General features: G+C 65.3%; 13 protein-coding genes and 1 tRNA gene. 8 read left to right on the plus strand and 6 right to left on the minus strand.

Annotated features, from left to right (window positions below; translation table 11 throughout):
* Positions 1 to 8: 8 nt before the first annotated feature.
* The 4 genes from trpE to fabI all read right to left on the minus strand — a co-directional run bounded on the left by trpE (position 9) and on the right by fabI (position 5,190).
* Positions 9 to 1,520, minus strand: coding sequence for an anthranilate synthase component I (gene trpE / locus CLV77_RS06070; protein WP_076978810.1), 1,512 nt, complete (start codon positions 1,518 to 1,520; stop codon positions 9 to 11).
* Positions 1,521 to 1,532: 12 nt separating this feature from the next.
* Entirely contained in the window at positions 1,533 to 3,572 is a 2,040-nt protein-coding gene (locus tag CLV77_RS06075) for a SurA N-terminal domain-containing protein (RefSeq protein ID WP_083707660.1), read from the minus strand.
* Between the two features lie 223 nt (positions 3,573 to 3,795).
* Positions 3,796 to 4,299, minus strand: coding sequence for a xanthine phosphoribosyltransferase (gene gpt / locus CLV77_RS06080; protein WP_076978809.1), 504 nt, complete (start codon positions 4,297 to 4,299; stop codon positions 3,796 to 3,798).
* An 84-nt stretch (positions 4,300 to 4,383) separates the two neighbouring features.
* On the minus strand, positions 4,384 to 5,190 hold the full coding sequence (gene fabI / locus CLV77_RS06085) for an enoyl-ACP reductase FabI (protein WP_076978808.1): 807 nt from the start codon (positions 5,188 to 5,190) through the stop codon (positions 4,384 to 4,386).
* 166 nt (positions 5,191 to 5,356) lie between these two features.
* Here fabI and pdxH point away from each other — a divergent pair, with 166 nt between their 5' ends.
* The 6 genes from pdxH (at position 5,357) to CLV77_RS06115 (ending at position 12,668) form a co-directional block, all read left to right on the plus strand.
* Entirely contained in the window at positions 5,357 to 5,965 is a 609-nt protein-coding gene (pdxH, locus tag CLV77_RS06090) for a pyridoxamine 5'-phosphate oxidase (RefSeq protein ID WP_076978807.1), read from the plus strand.
* A gap of 106 nt (positions 5,966 to 6,071) precedes the next feature.
* A complete protein-coding gene (locus CLV77_RS06095; RefSeq protein ID WP_076978806.1) occupies positions 6,072 to 6,611 on the plus strand; it encodes a cold-shock protein in 540 nt (179 codons plus the stop codon).
* On the plus strand, positions 6,608 to 7,195 hold the full coding sequence (locus CLV77_RS06100; protein WP_416171604.1) for a DUF192 domain-containing protein: 588 nt from the start codon (positions 6,608 to 6,610) through the stop codon (positions 7,193 to 7,195). Before CLV77_RS06095 ends, CLV77_RS06100 begins: the two co-directional genes overlap by 4 nt.
* Positions 7,196 to 7,267: 72 nt before the next feature.
* A tRNA-Pro gene (locus CLV77_RS06105) sits at positions 7,268 to 7,344 on the plus strand.
* Between the two features lie 714 nt (positions 7,345 to 8,058).
* Entirely contained in the window at positions 8,059 to 11,757 is a 3,699-nt protein-coding gene (locus CLV77_RS06110) for a vitamin B12-dependent ribonucleotide reductase (protein WP_076978804.1), read from the plus strand.
* 197 nt (positions 11,758 to 11,954) lie between these two features.
* On the plus strand, positions 11,955 to 12,668 hold the full coding sequence (locus CLV77_RS06115) for a sulfotransferase domain-containing protein (RefSeq protein ID WP_144023232.1): 714 nt from the start codon (positions 11,955 to 11,957) through the stop codon (positions 12,666 to 12,668).
* Positions 12,669 to 12,808: 140 nt separating this feature from the next.
* Here CLV77_RS06115 and ilvN read toward each other — a convergent pair whose 3' ends face one another.
* The gene (ilvN, locus tag CLV77_RS06120) at positions 12,809 to 13,432 is read right to left on the minus strand and encodes an acetolactate synthase small subunit (protein WP_083707659.1); all 624 of its coding nucleotides are present in this window, start codon (positions 13,430 to 13,432) and stop codon (positions 12,809 to 12,811) included.
* 79 nt (positions 13,433 to 13,511) lie between these two features.
* The gene (locus tag CLV77_RS06125) at positions 13,512 to 15,269 is read right to left on the minus strand and encodes an acetolactate synthase 3 large subunit (RefSeq protein WP_076978802.1); all 1,758 of its coding nucleotides are present in this window, start codon (positions 15,267 to 15,269) and stop codon (positions 13,512 to 13,514) included.
* 511 nt (positions 15,270 to 15,780) lie between these two features.
* Here CLV77_RS06125 and CLV77_RS06130 point away from each other — a divergent pair.
* Together CLV77_RS06130 and CLV77_RS06135 are read left to right on the plus strand one after the other, a co-directional pair.
* Positions 15,781 to 16,860, plus strand: a complete 1,080-nt coding sequence (locus CLV77_RS06130) for a TRAP transporter substrate-binding protein (protein WP_076978801.1) — start codon at positions 15,781 to 15,783, stop codon at positions 16,858 to 16,860.
* A 145-nt stretch (positions 16,861 to 17,005) separates the two neighbouring features.
* Positions 17,006 to 17,911, plus strand: coding sequence for a TRAP transporter small permease subunit (locus CLV77_RS06135; protein WP_076978800.1), 906 nt, complete (start codon positions 17,006 to 17,008; stop codon positions 17,909 to 17,911).
* The last annotated feature ends 11 nt before the right edge of the window (positions 17,912 to 17,922 follow it).

Raw genomic sequence — 17,922 nt, forward strand, 5'->3', positions numbered from 1 at the left:
CAACGGGCCTATCCTTTGGTGCTGCGCGCAAAAAGCCCCGCGTCGCGCGCCGCGCGTCTCAGGGCGCGGGACTTGTTGACCGTCTCCTCGAACTCGGCGTCAGGGTCGCTGTCGAAAACGACTCCGCCGCCGGCCTGGATGTAAAGCTTCTCGTCCTTCAGCACGGCCGTGCGCAGGGCGATGCACATGTCCATGTCGCCATTGGCCGCGAAATACCCGCAGCCACCGCCGTAGACGCCGCGCTTCTCGGGCTCCAGCTCGTCGATGATCTCCATCGCGCGGACCTTGGGCGCGCCCGAGACGGTCCCGGCCGGAAGCCCGGCCAGCAGGGCCGACAGGGCATCATGCTCGGGGGCGATCTCGCCCACCACGTTCGAAACGATGTGCATCACATGCGAATAGCGCTCGATCACGAATTTCTCGGTCGGGCGCACGGTGCCGATCTGGCTGACCCGGCCGGTGTCGTTGCGCCCCAGGTCCAGCAGCATCAGGTGCTCGGCCAACTCCTTGGGGTCACTCAGAAGGTCCTTCTCAAGCGCCAGGTCTTCCTCGGGGGTGGCGCCGCGGGGGCGGGTGCCGGCGATGGGCCTGATCGTCACCTCGGTGCCGCGCAGGCGGACCAGGATCTCGGGGCTGGCTCCGACGATCTGGAAGCCGCCGAAGTTGAAGAAGAACATGAAGGGCGAGGGGTTCGTGCGCCGAAGCGAGCGGTATAGCGCGAAGGGCGGCAGGCTGAAGTCCTGGGTCCAGCGCTGTGCCGGCACGACCTGGAAGATGTCGCCCGCACGGATGTATTCCTTGGCCTTCTCGACGGCCGCCACATAGCCCTCGCGCGTGAAATTCGATACCGGCTCGGCCACCTCGGCCGCGTCGCCCAGGACGTGACCTTGGTCAGGGATGCCACCGTCGAGGTCGGCCACCGCGGCATCGATCCGCGCGACGGCGCGATCATAGGCCGCGCGCGCATCCAGATCCCCCCCGGCCCAGACCGGAGAAACGAGGATGATCTCGCCCTTCACCCCGTCCAGGACCGCCACGACCGAGGGCCGCACCAGCACCGCGTCGGGCAGGCCCAGCGGGTCGGGGTTGACGTTGGGCAGGCGCTCGACCAGCCGGATCATGTCGTACCCCAGGTAGCCGAAAAGCCCCGCCGCGATGGGGGGCAGGTCCTCGGGCATGTCGATCCGGCTTTCGGCGATCAGGGCCCGCAGATTATCGAGTGGGCCGCCTTCCTGGTCCTCGAACGCATCGGCGCGTGTCTCTGCATGGCGGTTGATGCGCGAGGCCGTGCCCCGGCATTCCCAGATCAGGTCGGGGTTCATCCCCACCACCGAGTAGCGGCCGCGCACCTCGCCGCCGGTGACGGATTCCAGGATGAACGTGTCCTTGCGCGCATGCGCCAGCTTCAGCATCACCGATACGGGCGTGTCGAGATCCGCCGCCAGCCGCATCGCAACCACCTGGTTGCGGCCCGCGTCGAAGGTGGCCTTGAAGCCGTCGAAGCCGGGGGTCAGGGTCATTCCGGGCTCCGATCAGGGAAACTGGGCGTGGACGGCGTTGATCGACGCCTGGTTCAGCGCGACTTCGGCCCGGGCCAGGACGGCCTGGGTGTAAAGCTGCAGCAGGTCCTGCGACATGCCCTGGCTCGCCTGGGCCTGCACGCTTTCGCGCAGGGCGGCGATGTCGGGATTGGCTTCATCGGGCGCGGCGGCACCGGTCACCACGACCAGGTAAACCTGTTGCCCGGCCTCGATCAGGTCACTCTCGCCCGGCGCCAGCCGGAAGGCCGTCTCGACCAGCGCAGGGGGCGTGCCCTCGATGAAGGCGTCGCGGCGGATCCCTTCCTCGGCGTAGGCGGTGACACCCAGCGAGGCCAGGGTCGTCCGCCCCGCCGCGGGGGCGTCGCTGCCGGTCACGGCCTGGTCGTCGGACCCTGCGCTATCCGCGCTGTCCGCATCGGCCTCGGCGGCTGCCGCGTCCGATGCCGCGTCCGCTGTCTCGGTGGCGTCCTGATCGACGCCCTCGGCGGTCACGGGCTCCCCCTCCTCGGCGGCGGGGGTTGCATCCACCTTGCCCTGGCGCAGTTGCGCCAGCAGCGCCTCGCCCTTCTTGCGCAGCGCGTCCAGCGTGGCGCGCGCGGTCCAGGCGGCGACCACCTCGTCGCGCACCTCGTCCAGCGGGCGCAGGGCAGAGGGGACCGTCTCGTCAAGCCGCAGGGCGAAGATGCCGCCATCCGACAGGCGCGTCACTTCCGGGAAATCGCCCGCCTCGACGGCGGCGGCCGCAGCGCGAAACTCGTCGTAGCCGGCGATCGCCTCATCGCTGTCGTCGCGCAGGTCGATCTTGCCCAGCTCCATCGCCGTCTCCTTGGCCAGCTCCTCCAGGGTCGCTCCCCCGGCCAGCAGGTCTTCCAGCTCCAGCTCCAGGTCGGCGATGCGACGTCGGGCACGGTCCTCGGCATATTCGGCCAGAAGCTCGTCGCGCACGTCCTCATAGGCGGTGTTCTGGGCCTCGAGGATGCCGTTGACGCGGAAGATTGCGGGGCCAAGATCGCTTTCGACCGGGCCGGTCACGCCGGGCTCGTCCATCGCGAACAGGACCTTCGCCACGCTGTCCGACAGGTCCTCGGCCGCCACTTCGCCCAAGTCGATATCCTCAAGGGTCAGGCCGCGCTCGGCCACCAGCTCCTCGAAGGTGATCTCGCCCGCCTGAAGCCGGGCAGAGGCCGCCTCTGCCTCCTCGGTGGTGCCGAAGATCAGCCGCTCGGCCAGGCGCCGCTCGGGGCGCTGGTATTCGTCGATCCGCGCCTCGTAGAGGGATTTCAGCTCCGCCTCGTCGGTCTCGACCGTGTCGACGATCATGTTGGGCGTGACCCAGGCGTAGGTCAGGCGCTTGGCCTCGGCCAGGGTGAAGGCCTCGGGGTGCGCGTCGTAATAGGTTTGGATCTCTTCGTCGGTCGGGGCCGGGACGGGGCTCTCAAGGGCGCCCGCGTCCAGTCTCGCCCATTCGAAATCGCGCTGCGCGCCCATGAACTCGACCATCGTGTCGGCATAGGTGGCAGGCGCCTCGACGGCATTTGCAACGGCGGTCTGGATCAGGCCGCGGGCAGTGTCGCGGCGCACCAGCTCCTCGTATTCAGCAGGCTCCAGCCCGGCTTGGGACAGCACGAACTTGTAGGTTTCGCGGTCGAAACTGCCGCCGGCGCTCTGGAAACTGGGGCTGGTCACGATCTGCTCGCCCACGGCCTCGTCCCCGACCGAGATGCCCAGGGCATCGGCGTGATCGTCCAGCGCGGCCTGCGCCACCAGCCCCTGCAGCACCGAGCGGTCGATGCCCAGCGACCGGGCCTGCGCCATGGTGAAGCTCTGGCCGGTCTGCTGCTGCAGGCGCCGAAGCTCCTGCTCCAGCCGGCGGGCATATTCCTGGGTGCCGATCTCCACCTCGCCGACGGTGCCGATGGCGCGCACGTTGCCGCCGAAATTGCCAACGCCGAACCCGGCGAGCCCCAGGACCAGAAGGCCCAGGAGGACGTAGACGAAGATGTTTGCGCCTTTGGAGCGGATACCGGCCATGAGGGAACTTTCCTGCCTGAACTATACGGGGTTTCCTAGACGCTCTGCCCATGGGGGGCAAGCGTGGCGGAGCGGAAGGGCGGGGTGGTCAGAAGGCGGGGCCATCGAAGGGTGCGCCATGGTTCGGAAATCTCCGCTCCCGCAACGAAGCCCGGGCCACCCGGGCGCCACGCGCCCCTTCAGTGTCGCGAAAATATCCCCGCCGGAGGCCGGCGCGCCCGCTTCAGTCGCGCCCGCGGTAGGGTTTGACGTATTGCAGCGCCATGTCCCAGGGCAGGAAGATCCAGGTGTCCTGGCTGACCTCGGTCACGAAGGTGTCGACCTGGGGCCGTCCCTCGGGCTTGGCGTAGACGGTTGCGAAATGGGCCTTGGGATAAAGCACCCGCACCAGTTCCAGCGTCTTGCCGCTGTCAACCAGATCATCGACGATCAGAACGCCGGTACCGTCGCCCATCAGATCGGCGTCGGGCGATTTCAGCACCTTTGCCTCCTTGCGGGTCTGCTGGTCGTAGGACTTGATCGAGATCGTGTCGACGGTGCGGATGTCCAGCTCGCGGGCGACGATCATCGCGGGGGCCATGCCGCCACGGGTGATGGCGACAACCGCCTTCCACTCGCCGCCGTCGGGGCCGTGCCCGTCCAGGCGCCAAGCCAGCGCGCGGGAGTCGCGGTGCAACTGGTCCCAGCTGATGTGAAAGCCTTTTTCGTGGGGCAGTCTGTCGTTCATCGCAAATTCTCGGTCATTGGGTCCGCGGCGGGAAGGGGCGGGGGGCGGTCGCGGCACCGATCCCCCGCACGTGGGTCACGGGGGTCAGGTCTTGGAGATGTCGGGCGCATCCACGGCCTTCATGCCGACGACATGATAGCCCGCATCGACGTGATGCACCTCGCCGGTGACGCCCGATGAAAGATCGCTCAGCAGGTAAAGCGCGGATTTGCCAACCTCGCTCTGGTCCACCGTGCGGCGCAGGGGCGAGTTGTACTGGTTCCACTTCATGATGTAGCGGAAGTCGCCGATGCCGCTGGCGGCCAGCGTCTTGATCGTGCCGGCGCTGATGGCGTTGACGCGGATGCCGTCCTTGCCCAGATCCTCGGCCAGATAGCGCACGCTGGCTTCCAGCGCGGCCTTAGCGACACCCATCACGTTGTAATGGGGCATGACCTTCTCGGCGCCGTAATAGGTCAGGGTCAGCATAGAGCCGCCGTTGTTCATCATCTTCTCGGCCCGCTGGGCGATTGCCGTGAAGGAATAGACCGAGATGTCCATGGACATGGCGAAATTGGCACGGCTGGTGTCGACGTAGCGGCCGCGCAGCTCGCTCTTGTCGGAAAAGCCGATGGCATGGACCACGAAATCAAGGTTGTCCCAGCGTTCGGCCAGGGTCGCGAACAGCGCGTCCATCGAGGCCTCGTCGCCCACGTCGCATTCGACGATGAAATCGCTGCCCAGCTCATTGGCCAGCGGGCCCACGCGCTTTTTCAGCGCCTCGCCCTGGTAAGAGAACGCCAGTTCCGCGCCCTCGGCCGCCAGCGCCTGGGCGATGCCCCATGCGATGGACTTGTCGTTGGCAAGGCCCATGATCAGCCCGCGTTTGCCCTGCATTAATCCGCTCGCCATTCGCCGCCCTCTGCATCTGCTCCGGAAAAGTCTTGATCCCTTATGCCATCCCGGGGGTTGCATCAAGGGCGCAGCGTCGCCACTGATTGCAACCGTGCCCCTGCCAAGGACGCCAAGAACGCAGGCGGGGCCGCATGGGTGGGGCCATTCGAGGAGCAGGATCACCATGACCCAGCGCAAGGGCATCTTTTCGGGCAGCGATCCCTTCGCCATCGCCCGCGGTTGGCTGCAGGAGGCGACCCGGACCGAGCCCAACGATCCGAACGCCATGGCGCTGGCCACAGTGGACGCCGACGGGCTGCCAAACGTACGGATGGTCCTTTTGAAGGAGATCGAGGCAGAAGCGTTCGTCTTCTATACGAATTATCAAAGCGCGAAGGGCGAGGAACTGGCCCTGAACCCGAAAGCGGCCTTCGTTCTGCACTGGAAGACCCTGCGCCGTCAGATTCGCGTTCGTGGCATCGTCAGTCGGGAAGATGGCAAGGACGCAGACGCATATTTCGCCTCTCGATCGGTCAAGAGCCGCCTAGGCGCATGGGCTTCGGCACAGTCCCGGCCCCTGTCAGGACGGGCGGAAATGCTTGCGAAAGTCGCTCAATATGCGGCAAAGTACGGGACAAGCCCACCCCGGCCTCCTTACTGGGGTGGTTTTCGCATCAGGCCGGTGGAGATCGAATTCTGGGCCGACGGGGAGTTTCGGCTTCACGACAGGTTCCGCTGGCGCCGCAATCCCGACGCTACCGGACAATGGAAGATCGAGCGTCTCAATCCATGAGGTGTTCTTGCATATTGAAAACGTAATTCGCGGTTTGCGTTTTTAAAGCTTGCTACAGCCGCGAAGTGAATGGCAGGATATATATGCCCGTTAAAGAGTGCAGGATATGCAACTAGAACAAAAACAACTCGTGGCGCCCACCCCGCACCCCGTGCGCGGGACTGTGAAATGGTTTGATCAGACAAAAGGGTTCGGCTTCGTCGTCGCGGACGACGGCGGACCAGATATTTTGTTGCATGCCAATGTCTTGCGGAACTTCGGGCAGAATTCCATCGCCGACACGACCGAGATCGAGATCCTGGTCCAGGAAACCGCGCGCGGCATGCAGGCCACCCAGGTTCTCAGCATCGGCGAGGCCGATTGCGCCACGCTTTCCGAGATGCCCTCGGTCCCCGGTTTCGAGGGGGATCTGGAGGATCTGGAGATTTGCGCCGCCCGGGTTAAATGGTTCGACAAGGCAAAAGGTTTCGGTTTTGCAAATATCTTCGGTCGGACCGAGGATGTTTTCATTCATATCGAAACGCTTCGCCGCTATGGCTTTGCCGACCTGCAACCCGGTGAGGCGATCTGCATCCGCGTCGCCGAGGGCGAGCGCGGCCTGATGGCCGTCGAGGTGCGCAGTTGGGACATGGCGACTCGGTCGTGACATCCCACTCCACAGCGGCCCTTACGGGTCTTCTGACCGCAATCTTCCTGTCTTTCGGTACCGCTCCGGCGCTCATGGGCCAGACTCCGCCTGCGGGCGCGAGCAGTGCTGCGGAGCCCGGTGTCGTAGCGGTCGAGCCGGCGGCGGCGCGCAAGCGCACGCCCGAAACCTCGGCCGATGCCTGCCGGCCCGATCGCGTCAGCCTGCGCGGGGGCTGGGGCCGGACCCGCTTCATCGTAGAGCTGGCCGACAGCGACGCCTCCCGCGCCCAGGGCCTGATGAACCGCACCAGGATGGAGCGGACCCATGGCATGCTTTTCGTCTATCCGCGGCCGCAACGGGCGGCCTTCTGGATGCGCAACACGCTGATCCCCCTCGACATGATCTTCGCGGACGCACAGGGGGTGGTGACGCGGGTTCACTCCAATGCCAATCCCCTGGACGAGACGGTGATCGATGGCGGGCGCGGGGTTCAATACGTGCTTGAGATCAACGGCGGCCTCGCACGGCGCTACGGCATCGCGCCGGGCACGCAGCTTCGCCATCCCGCGATCGGGCCCGAGCCTGCCTGGCCCTGCCGCTGAGTCCGCCGGGGCACGCGACACCCGATTTGCGCTTTTCATCGTCGGTGGCTGCCGCTATGGACGGGCTCGGATCGGGGCGTAGCGCAGCCTGGTAGCGCGACGGTTTTGGGTACCGTAGGTCGCAAGTTCGAATCTTGCCGTCCCGACCACTTCTTCCCTCAGACCTTGGATGACCTTGTGGGCCTTTGGCGGGGACCAGGGTTCGCGCAGCGCCTGTGGGCGAATCCGGGCGGGCTTTCCGGGGGCGATTCCCTTTCTTTCATGCAAAACCGCATTTGCAGTGCGACACTACATGTAGTGGGTGCACGCTAATTGGGCGCAGTTGGGACGCATCTTGTAGCATCGGCGCATCACCGGCCATTACCGGGCGGGGCGTGGGCGAAAAAAAATCCAGCCACTCCGACAGCGCGATCCGCCCGATCCGCCCGAGTGAGTCGCGTGTGGATAAGACGGTGCAGAATGCGGGGACGGAATTGTTATCCTTTTGTGCCGTTGGTCTTTCGCCGCGGACAGTCCTGCACCGTCCCGTGTGCATGATCCGGCGCACGCCGGGGCAGGGGCACAGCCCCCGGCTTTCGCCAAGAGTTTTTTGGCCCCCACCATGGAAAAAATTTCGTTGACCCGAGGCCGATGATCGGGCCAATTTGTGTGCGTCGAAAGAGGCGCCACCATATCTAGTGGCTTCCGGCGGCGAAAACCGAGAACCGGCCACCAGGCCGCCACACCCCGGGCCACCGGGGCACCCCCCGATGCCATTCGGGAGGCAAGGAGTTCTCGTTCTTTCGCCAGGGCCGCTTTCGCACCGACATTCGGGACAGGGTGTCGAGAAGAAACGTTGGAAATCCGCTGTTGACGGGGCAGACATGAAAATTGACAGAAATCTCACCAAAGCCGGACAGGACGCCTATTCGGCACTGGAGTTCACCTTCACGTCTTCCGAGATCCGCAACCCGGATGGCACGGTCGTCTTCCGCCTGGACAAGGTCGAGGTTCCTGTCGGCTACAGCCAGGTCGCCTCGGACGTGCTGGCGCAGAAGTATTTCCGCAAGGCCGGTGTCGCCGCCCGCCTGAAGAAGGTCCGTGAGAAGGACGTCCCCGAGTTCCTGTGGCGCAGCGTCCCCGATGAGGATGCGCTGGCCAAGCTGCCCGAGGCCGAGCGCTTCGGCGGCGAAACTTCGGCCCGTCAGGTCTTCGACCGTCTTGCCGGCGCATGGACCTACTGGGGCTGGAAGGGCGGCTATTTCACCACCGAGGAAGACGCACGCAGCTATTTCGACGAGATGCGCGTCATTCTGGCCCGCCAGATGGGCGCGCCCAACAGCCCCCAGTGGTTCAACACCGGCCTGCACTGGGCCTATGGCATCGACGGCCCCGGTCAGGGCCACTTCTATGTGGATTACAAGACAGGCAAGCTGACCAGTTCGAAGTCAGCCTACGAGCACCCGCAGCCTCACGCATGCTTCATCCAGTCCGTGTCCGACGATCTTGTCAAAGATGGCGGCATCATGGACTTGTGGGTGCGTGAGGCGCGGCTTTTCAAATACGGCTCGGGCACCGGCACCAACTTCTCGTCCCTGCGTGCCGAGGGCGAGAAACTGTCGGGTGGCGGCCAGTCCAGCGGCCTGATGGGCTTTCTGAAGATCGGCGACCGCGCTGCCGGCGCCATCAAGTCGGGCGGCACCACCCGCCGCGCCGCCAAGATGGTGATCTGCGACGCCGATCACCCCGATATCGAGCAATTCATCAACTGGAAGGTGCTGGAAGAGCAGAAGGTCGCCTCGATCGTCGCAGGCTCCAAGATGCACGAGCAGCACCTGAACGAGATCTTCACCGCCATCCGCGGCTGGGACGGCACCATCGAGGATGCCACCGACCCCAAGACCAACGAGGCGCTGAAGACCGCCATTCGCGGCGCCAAGAAACTGGCGATCCCCGAGACCTACATCAACCGCGTGCTGCAATACGCCCGCCAGGGTTACACCTCGATCGAGTTTCCCACCTATGACACGGACTGGGATTCCGAAGCCTACAACTCGGTCTCGGGCCAGAACTCCAACAACTCGGTCCGCGTCACCGACGCCTTCCTGCGCGCCGTCAAGGCCGACGGCGACTGGGACCTGATCAACCGCACCGACGGCGAGGTCGCCCGCACCATCAAGGCGCGCGAGCTGTGGGAACAGATCGGCCACGCCGCATGGGCCTGCGCCGATCCGGGAATCCAGTATCACGACACGGTCAATTCCTGGCACACCTGTCCCGAAGACGGGGCGATCCGCGGCTCGAACCCCTGCTCGGAATACATGTTCCTGGACGACACGGCCTGCAACCTGGCCTCGATGAACCTGCTGACCTTCTATGATGGCCAGAACTTCGACGTCGACAGCTACATCCACGCCTCGCGGCTCTGGACCGTCACGCTGGAGATCAGCGTGATGATGGCGCAGTTCCCCTCGAAAGAGATCGCGCAGCGCAGCTTTGATTTCCGCACGCTGGGCCTTGGCTATGCCAACATCGGCGGGCTGCTGATGAACATGGGCTACGGCTATGACAGCGACGAGGGTCGGGCCATCGGCGGCGCGCTCTCGGCGATCATGACCGGCACCAGCTATGCCACCTCGGCCGAGATCGCGGCCGAGCTGGGCACGTTTGCCGGCTACGAGCGTAACGCGCAGCACATGCTGCGGGTGATCCGCAACCACCGCAACGCGGCCCTCGGCAACGCCGACGGCTACGAGGATCTGGCCGTCAAGCCGGTCCCGCTGGATCACGCCCGCTGCCCGGACCGCCGCCTGCTCGAGGCCGCCGTCTCGGCCTGGGACGAGGCGCTGAGCCTTGGCGAGGCCCACGGCTATCGCAACGCCCAGACCACCGTGATCGCCCCCACCGGCACCATCGGTCTGGTGATGGATTGCGACACCACCGGGATCGAGCCCGATTTCGCCCTGGTGAAGTTCAAGAAGCTGGCCGGCGGCGGGTACTTCAAGATCATCAACCAGTCGGTGCCCGGTGCGCTCGAAAAGCTGGGCTACCCCTCGGCCCAGATCGAAGAGATCGTCGGCCACGCCGTCGGTCACGGCACCATCGGCAACGCCCCGGCCATCAACCACACCACCCTGCTGGGTCACGGCTTCAGCCAGGTCGAGATCGACAAGATCGAGGCGGCTCTGCCTTCGGCCTTCGACATCCGTTTTGTCTTCAACCAGTGGACCCTGGGCGAGGCTTTCTGCAAGGAAACCCTTGGTATTCCTGATGAAAAGCTGAACGATCCGTCCTTCGACCTGCTGCGCCATCTGGGCTTCACCCGCGCCCAGATCGATGCCGCCAACGACCATGTCTGCGGCACCATGACCCTTGAGGGCGCGCCGCACCTCAAGGACGAGCATCTCAGCATCTTCGATTGCGCCAACCCCTGCGGCAAGACCGGCAAGCGCTATCTCAGCGTCGACAGCCACATCCACATGATGGCCGCCGCGCAAAGCTTCATCTCGGGTGCGATCTCGAAGACGATCAACATGCCCAACGACGCCACGATCGAGGATTGTCAGGCCGCCTACGAGCTGTCGTGGTCCCTTGGCGTCAAGGCCAACGCGCTTTACCGCGACGGCTCCAAGCTCAGCCAGCCGCTGGCGGCGTCGTTGGTCGAGGATGACGACGAGGCCCAGGAGGTGCTGGAAAGCGGCTCAATCCCCGAAAAGGCTCAGGTCCTGGCCGAGAAGATCGTCGAGAAGATCATCTACAAGGAAGTCATCCGCACCGAGCGCGAGAAGATGCCCGAGCGGCGGCGCGGCTATACCCAGAAGGCCATTGTCGGCGGTCACAAGGTCTACCTGCGCACCGGCGAATACCACGACGGCAAGCTGGGCGAGATCTTCATCGACATGCACAAGGAAGGTGCGGGCTTCCGCGCCATGATGAACAACTTCGCCATCGCCGTCTCGGTGGGCCTGCAATACGGCGTGCCGCTGGAGGAGTTCGTCGACGCCTTCACCTTCACCAAGTTCGAGCCCGCCGGCATGGTCCAGGGCAACGAGACCATCAAGAACGCGACCTCGATCCTGGATTACATCTTCCGCGAGCTGGCCGTCAGCTATCTGGACCGCACGGATCTGGCCCATGTCCAGCCCGCCGGCGCCAGCTTCGACGACATCGGCGGTGGCCAGGACGACCGCAACGTGGCCGACGTGCCCGACAGCCGCGGCTCCTCGCCCCTGGAGGTGCTGAAACAGGTGGCCTCGACCGGTTATCTGCGCAACCGGGTGCCCCAGGAACTCGTGGTGCTCCAGGGCGGCGCCGGCGGCTTCCGCACCGCAGCCTCCGCCGTCTCGGCGGCCGAGGTTGACACCGTGGCCGCGCTCCAGACGCTGGTCCCGGAAACCGCGCGCCAGGCCGCGGGCGGCAGCACCGCCGTCGCCTCGGGCAGCGTCTCGATGGACGCACGCACCAAGGCCAAGATGCAGGGCTACGAAGGCGATCCCTGCGGTGAATGCGGCAACTACACGCTGGTGCGCAACGGCACCTGCATGAAGTGCAACACCTGCGGCGGCACCTCGGGCTGCAGCTGAGCGAAGGGCAGGGCGGGCACGAACGCCCGCCCGACGCCCATGACAAGTTCCGGGGCGGGTGCGCTCGCCCTCGACGCCGGTCAGGCCACAGGCAGAAATGATACCGGGCGGTACCAATGATGAGCCTGACCTGCGAAACTGGGGCGCCCGACGGGCGCCCCTTTCTCGTCCAGCAAGAAGGCAGGCCCGGCCCCGCCATGAAACCCGCGCTCTACATCTGCTTTGGAATGGCCAAGTCGGGCTCGACCCTGGCGTTCGAGCTGACGTCGGCCATCCTCCAGGCCGGCGGCGTGCCCCAGCCGCGCCTGGGCGACGGCGCCGTAGCCCCCGGCGCGCGGATCAACTTCCGCCAGGCGATCACCAACGCCCACCTGCGCCAGATGCTGCATGAGGCCGACCTGCTGGGCGCGCGCCCCCTCGCCATCAAGACCCACGGCGGCGTCTGGGGCGACATGGAGCGGGCCGCGCGCGACGGGCGGATCACCGGTCAGGTCGTGGTCCGCGATCCCCGCGACATCGCCTGTTCCATGCTGGATGCGGGGCGTGAGGGGCGGGCCTGGGGCATGCGCGACGGCGTGCCCATCACCAGCTACGAACAGGCCATGGCCCATGTGCGCGGCCAGCTTGCCCATGTCGCGAACTGGCGCCGGATCCTGCCCGATGCCCCGGTGATCGGATATGAGGATCTGGCCTTCCGCACCCGCGACAGCGCCGCCCTCATCGCGCGGCAACTGGGTTTTGATGTCGACCTCGACGCCGCGATCGCCCTTGCGACCAGCCGCTTCACCCAGTTCAACAAGGGCATCGCCCATCGCTGGCGGCACGAGATGCCCGCCGAAGACGCCGCCCGCTACGCCGAGGAGTTCGCCGATTTCATCCGCGAACACGACCTCGCCCCCCCGAACGCCTGACAGGCGCGGGCTCCCCCAGTTTCATTGTCGCGAAAATATCCCCGCCGGAGGCTCCGACCGCCCCCAAACCGTGCCCCCCGCGGCAAAGAAAATCCCGGGTGCCCACAAGCGCCCGGACCTCCTCCGCCCCGAAATAGAAATCAGGCGTTGGCGCCGCCCGTTACGTCGGCCGTCACCTTGTCCGAGGCGACGCCCAGCGATCCGCTGCCGCCGCGCGACAGGGCCGCGACGCCGGTGCGCGCCACTTCCTCAAGACCCAGCGGCCGCATCAGCTCGGCGAAGGCGTCGATCTTCTCGGGCGGGCCGGTGATCTCGAAGACGAAGGATTCAAGCGTGCTGTCGACCACATTGGCGCGGAAAATGTCGGCCAGGCGCAGGGCCTCGACCCGCTTCTCGCCTTCGCCCACCACTTTCAGCAGCGCCAGCTCGCGCTCGACCGAGGGGCCCTCGACCGTCAGGTCGTGGACCTCGTAGACCGGTACCATGCGCGACAGCTGCGACTTGATCTGCTCGATCACCTGGGGGGTGCCGGTGGTCACCACCGTGATGCGCGAGCGGTGGCCCTGGTGGTCGATCTCGGCCACGGTCAGGCTGTCTATGTTGTAGCCGCGTCCCGAAAAAAGGCCGATGACGCGGGCCAGCACCCCGGCCTCGTTGTCGACGATCACGGCAAGCGTGTGGGTCTCCTGGGTGTCGGCGTAGTTCGAGCGCAGGTCATAGGCCGAATGCTTCGACGTGCCCTTCTTGATCTTCAGTGGGGACATGAGGGGTGGGCCCTTCTGTGGTCTGTCATCATCAGTCGCCCGGGGGGCGGCAATCGCGGGAAAAGGGAAGGGGGCCGGATCAGACCAGCACCGCCCCCTTGGAGCCGATGGCGTCCTTGGTCGAGGCATTGCCAAGCAGCATCTCGTTGTGGGGCGCCCCCGAGGGGATCATCGGGAAGCAATTTTCGTGCTTTTCGACCAGACAGTCGAAGATCACCGGCCCGTCATGGTCCAGCATCTCGCGGATGGCGTCATCAAGATCCGCCGGATCGCTGACGGTGAGGCCCTTGATGCCGAAGCTTTCGGCCAGCTTGACGAAATCGGGTAGCGATTCGGACCAGCTGTGGGAATAGCGCTCGCCATGCAGCAGCTCCTGCCACTGGCGAACCATACCCAGCCGTTCGTTGTTCAGGATGAACTGTTTCACCGGCAGGCGATACTGGGCGACGGTGCCCATCTCCTGCATGTTCATCAGCCAGCTCGCCTCACCGGCGACATTGATGACCAGCGCGTCGGGGTGCGCCATCTGCACGCCGACCGAAGCGGGAAAGCCATAGCCCATGGTGCCCAGCCCGCCCGAGGTCATCCAGCGGTTCGGCTCGTTGAAGTGCAGGTACTGGGCGGCCCACATCTGGTGCTGGCCGACCTCGGTGGTGATGTAGCGCTTGGGATGGTCGCGGGTCAGCGCCTCCAGCCGCTCGACGGCGTGCTGCGGCTTGATCGTCTCCTTGGAGGGGGCGTAATCGAGGCAGCGCGTCTTCTTCCATTCCGAGATCTGCGACCACCAGCGGGCGATGCCCTCTTCGTTGGTCTTTGCGCCGCGTTCCTTCCAGACCTCCAGCAGGTCGCCCAGGACCGAAGCCACGTCGCCGATGATCGGCACGTCAACATGGATCACCTTGTTGATGGACGACGGATCGATGTCGATATGGGCCTTCTTGGAATTGGGCGAGAAGGCGTCGACCCGGCCGGTGATGCGGTCGTCGAAGCGGGCGCCGACGCAGATCATCAGGTCACAGCCGTGCATGGCCATGTTGGCCTCGTAAAGCCCGTGCATCCCCAGCATGCCCAGCCAGTTGTCGCCCGAGGCCGGGTAGGCGCCCAGGCCCATCAGGGTCGAGGTGACGGGGAAGTTGGTGGCGCCGGCCAGCTCGCGCAGAAGGCGCGTCGCCTCGTCGCCCGAGTTGATGACGCCGCCACCGGTATAGAGGATCGGACGCTCGGCGGTCTCCATCATCCGGGCCAGCTCGGCGATGGCCGTGGCGTCGCCCTTGGTGCGCGGCTGGTAGTGACCCACCGGCGCCTTCTCGGGCGAGGTGTAGCGCGCCGAGGCGAACTGCACGTCCTTGGGGATATCGACCAGCACCGGACCGGGGCGGCCCTTGGTGGCGACGTGGAAGGCCTGGTGGATCACGCCGGGCAGCTTCTCGGTCTCCTTGACCAGCCAGTTGTGCTTGGTGCAGGGGCGGGTGATGCCGACGGTGTCGGCCTCCTGGAAGGCATCGTTGCCGATCATGAAGGTGGGGACCTGGCCCGTCAGCACGACGATCGGGATGGAATCCATCAGCGCGTCGGTCAGGCCGGTGACGGCGTTGGTCGCACCGGGGCCGGAAGTGACCAGCGCCACGCCCGGCTTGCCGGTCGAGCGGGCGTAGCCCTCGGCGGCGTGGACGGCGGCCTGTTCGTGGCGCACCAGGACGTGACGGATGTCGTTTTGCTGGAAGATCTCGTCATAGATCGGCAGCACGGCGCCGCCAGGATATCCGAAGATCGTGTCGACCCCCTGATCCTTGAGCGCCTTAACCACCATCTGGGCACCGGTCATCTGACGTGACATCGCCTATGCATCCTTCTCTACGTTCCGTGGTCGCCGCCCCGGGATCGGACGCCCTTTCGGGACGATGCCTGATCCGGTGGCGCGGACCCGGTTTCATTACCGGGAACCGCACAGCGCCGCCACACCCAATGCACCCGCCGGGCGGGTGCCGTGCCGGCGGACCTTATGGCCGTGAAAAAGGGGGGTCAACCGATATGCGGGCATAAAATGTCGCGTTGTGGCGGTTATTTTTCCATTCATTTCGCGACCTCCGTGTTTCGGGAAACAATTCTCGGCACCCCGGGGCTATGGGCAGGCGTGCCGACCCATGGGATGGCCCGGACCCACCCCGGGCGTCGGGCGAAAGCGCCGCACCGGGCGGATGGAATTGCGACCGCACAGGACGGTGATAAAAAAACGCAGAAAAACGGTTTGCACGGCTAACGGTGATGGTTAGTGTATCTACACTTTCGATAAACCGCCTTTGCGCGGGTTGAAAAGAACACCAACAAATCCAACGGGAGGAGACGAAATGAATCGTCGTTCATTTCTGAGAACATCGGCCTTGGGCGGGACCGCCGCAGCCACCGGACTGGCCGCGCCGGCCTATGCGCAGGGCAAGCGCACGCTGACCCTCGTGACCACCTGGGGCCGCGGCCTTGCCGGTGTGCACGACAGCGCCCAGCGTGTCGCCGACTCGATCACCGCGATGACCGATGGCGAACTGACCGTTGACCTCAAGGCCGCCGGTGAACTCGTCGGCGCCTTCGAGGTGTTCGACGCCGTGACCGCCGGCCAGGCCGACATGTACCATGGCGCCGACTACTACTTCGTTGGCCAGCACCCGGGCTATGCCTTCTTCACCGCCGTGCCTTTCGGCATGACGGCGCAGGAACTGGTCAACTGGTACTACCACGACGGCGGCCACGAGCTGCACGACGAGCTGGGCCAGATCTTCGGCCTGAAATCCTTCCTCGCCGGCAACACCGGCGCCCAAGCCGGCGGTTGGTTCCGCAACGAGATCAAGGGCCCCGAGGATTTCAACGGCCTCAAGTTCCGCATGCCCGGCCTTGGCGGCAAGGCCCTCGGCAAGCTGGGCGCATCGGTGCAGAACCTGCCCGGCGCCGAGGTTTACCAGTCGCTCTCCTCGGGTGCGATCGACGGGACCGAGTGGATCGGCCCCTGGGCCGACGAGAAGGCCGGCTTCCAGGAGATCACCAAGATCTACTACACCGCCGGTTTCCACGAGCCGGGTGCAGGCCTGTCGCTGGCCATGAACCGCGAGGTCTTCGACTCGCTGAGCCCCGCCCACCAGAAGATCGTCGAGATCGCCTCGGGCGAGTCGCACCAGTGGAACCTGTCGCAATTCCTCACCAACAACGGTGCGGCGCTTCAGCGTCTTCAGTCGGGTGGCGTGAAGATCATGGAATTCCCCGACAGCGTCTGGGATGCCTTCGGCAAGGCCTCGCAGGAGGTCCACGACGAGAACATGGGCGACGAGCTCTACAAGAAGATCTACGACAGCGCGATGGCGTCGATGCGGTCTTCTTCGGGGTGGCTGGTCAAGTCCGAAGGTGTATACCGGGCGCAACGCGACCGGGTCCTCGGCTGATCCGCGTCTGAACCGAACCGGGCGGCGGCCCCTGTGCCGCGCCCTGCCTGACGGGCGGGGCGCGGCGGGGGCCGCCGTTCCTGAATGAACGTCGAGGGGCCGCTTCCGGGACGAGGCCAACCTTTCGCGAAACTGGGGAAATTGGATGCTGGACGCTCTGATCTGGGTCTTCCGCAACATCGCCATGGCCTTCTACAACCTGGGCTATGCGATCACCCACCCGCAAAGCTGGCTGGACTGGTCAGACAGCGAGTCGCTGATCCGCTTCATCTATTACGGGGCCTCGGTCGAGCTTCTCTTCGTGGTGATGACGGCCTTCCTGTTGCTGACCATCGTCGGCATGTGGCGCAACTCGATCATGTGGGGCACCGTGCGGGTGCTGGAAGGCTTTGCCAACGCGGTCGGACGCGTCGCCGCCTGGGCCGGCCTGATCATGGTGCTGCAGCAAATCATCATCATCTTCCTCCAGCGGATCTTCCGGGTCTCCGAGATTTCGGTCGGCCCGTTCGGGGTGATTTTCACCAAGGATCTCAGCTGGTTCTCCGAGGAGCTTAAGCTTTACAACGCCCTCGTCGTCACCCTGTGCGTCAGCTACACCTTCGTGCAGCGCGGTCATGTGCGGGTCGACCTGGTCTATTCCGCCGTCAGCTTCCGCGCCCGGCGCGTGATCGACATGTTCGGCGCGCTGTTCTTCATGATCCCCGCGACGGTGCTGATCTGGCTCTATTCCTGGTTCTTCATGTGGCGTCACCTGGTGACGCCCAAGGTCAGCGCCTCGGACAAGATCGAGCTGTTGCTGCGCAAGGCGCGGATCCTCAAGTGGAACGTCGAGACGATCGGCTTCTCGCCCAACGGCTTCAATGGCTACTTCCTGTTCAAGATCCTGCTGGTGGCCTTCACCGCGCTGGTCTTCCTGCAGGCGATCGCCTTCTTCTTCCGCTCCTACCTGGAGTGGAAGGAAGGCCCCGAGAGCGACGGTAAATATTTGGACGTGGACCCGCTGGACGATGCGGAAGTCCCGATGACGGCCGAAGAACGGCCGGCAAACTAAGACGGGACACA

The sequence above is a fragment of the Brevirhabdus pacifica genome, assembly GCF_002797755.1.
In the GTDB taxonomy this organism is placed as follows: Bacteria; Pseudomonadota; Alphaproteobacteria; order Rhodobacterales; family Rhodobacteraceae; genus Brevirhabdus; species Brevirhabdus pacifica.

Excerpts from the sequence above, each read along its gene's own strand:
- CLV77_RS06110 (WP_076978804.1), top strand. The coding sequence starts at position 8,059 with ATGAAAATTGACAGAAATCTCACCAAAGCCGGACAGGACGCCTATTCG.
- gpt (WP_076978809.1), bottom strand. The coding sequence starts at position 4,299 with ATGAACGACAGACTGCCCCACGAAAAAGGCTTTCACATCAGCTGGGAC.
- CLV77_RS06115 (WP_144023232.1), top strand. The coding sequence starts at position 11,955 with ATGAAACCCGCGCTCTACATCTGCTTTGGAATGGCCAAGTCGGGCTCG.
- CLV77_RS06130 (WP_076978801.1), top strand. The coding sequence starts at position 15,781 with ATGAATCGTCGTTCATTTCTGAGAACATCGGCCTTGGGCGGGACCGCC.
- trpE (WP_076978810.1), bottom strand. The coding sequence starts at position 1,520 with ATGACCCTGACCCCCGGCTTCGACGGCTTCAAGGCCACCTTCGACGCG.
- ilvN (WP_083707659.1), bottom strand. The coding sequence starts at position 13,432 with ATGTCCCCACTGAAGATCAAGAAGGGCACGTCGAAGCATTCGGCCTAT.
- pdxH (WP_076978807.1), top strand. The coding sequence starts at position 5,357 with ATGACCCAGCGCAAGGGCATCTTTTCGGGCAGCGATCCCTTCGCCATC.
- CLV77_RS06075 (WP_083707660.1), bottom strand. The coding sequence starts at position 3,572 with ATGGCCGGTATCCGCTCCAAAGGCGCAAACATCTTCGTCTACGTCCTC.
- CLV77_RS06125 (WP_076978802.1), bottom strand. The coding sequence starts at position 15,269 with ATGTCACGTCAGATGACCGGTGCCCAGATGGTGGTTAAGGCGCTCAAG.
- CLV77_RS06135 (WP_076978800.1), top strand. The coding sequence starts at position 17,006 with ATGCTGGACGCTCTGATCTGGGTCTTCCGCAACATCGCCATGGCCTTC.
- fabI (WP_076978808.1), bottom strand. The coding sequence starts at position 5,190 with ATGGCGAGCGGATTAATGCAGGGCAAACGCGGGCTGATCATGGGCCTT.
- CLV77_RS06095 (WP_076978806.1), top strand. The coding sequence starts at position 6,072 with ATGCAACTAGAACAAAAACAACTCGTGGCGCCCACCCCGCACCCCGTG.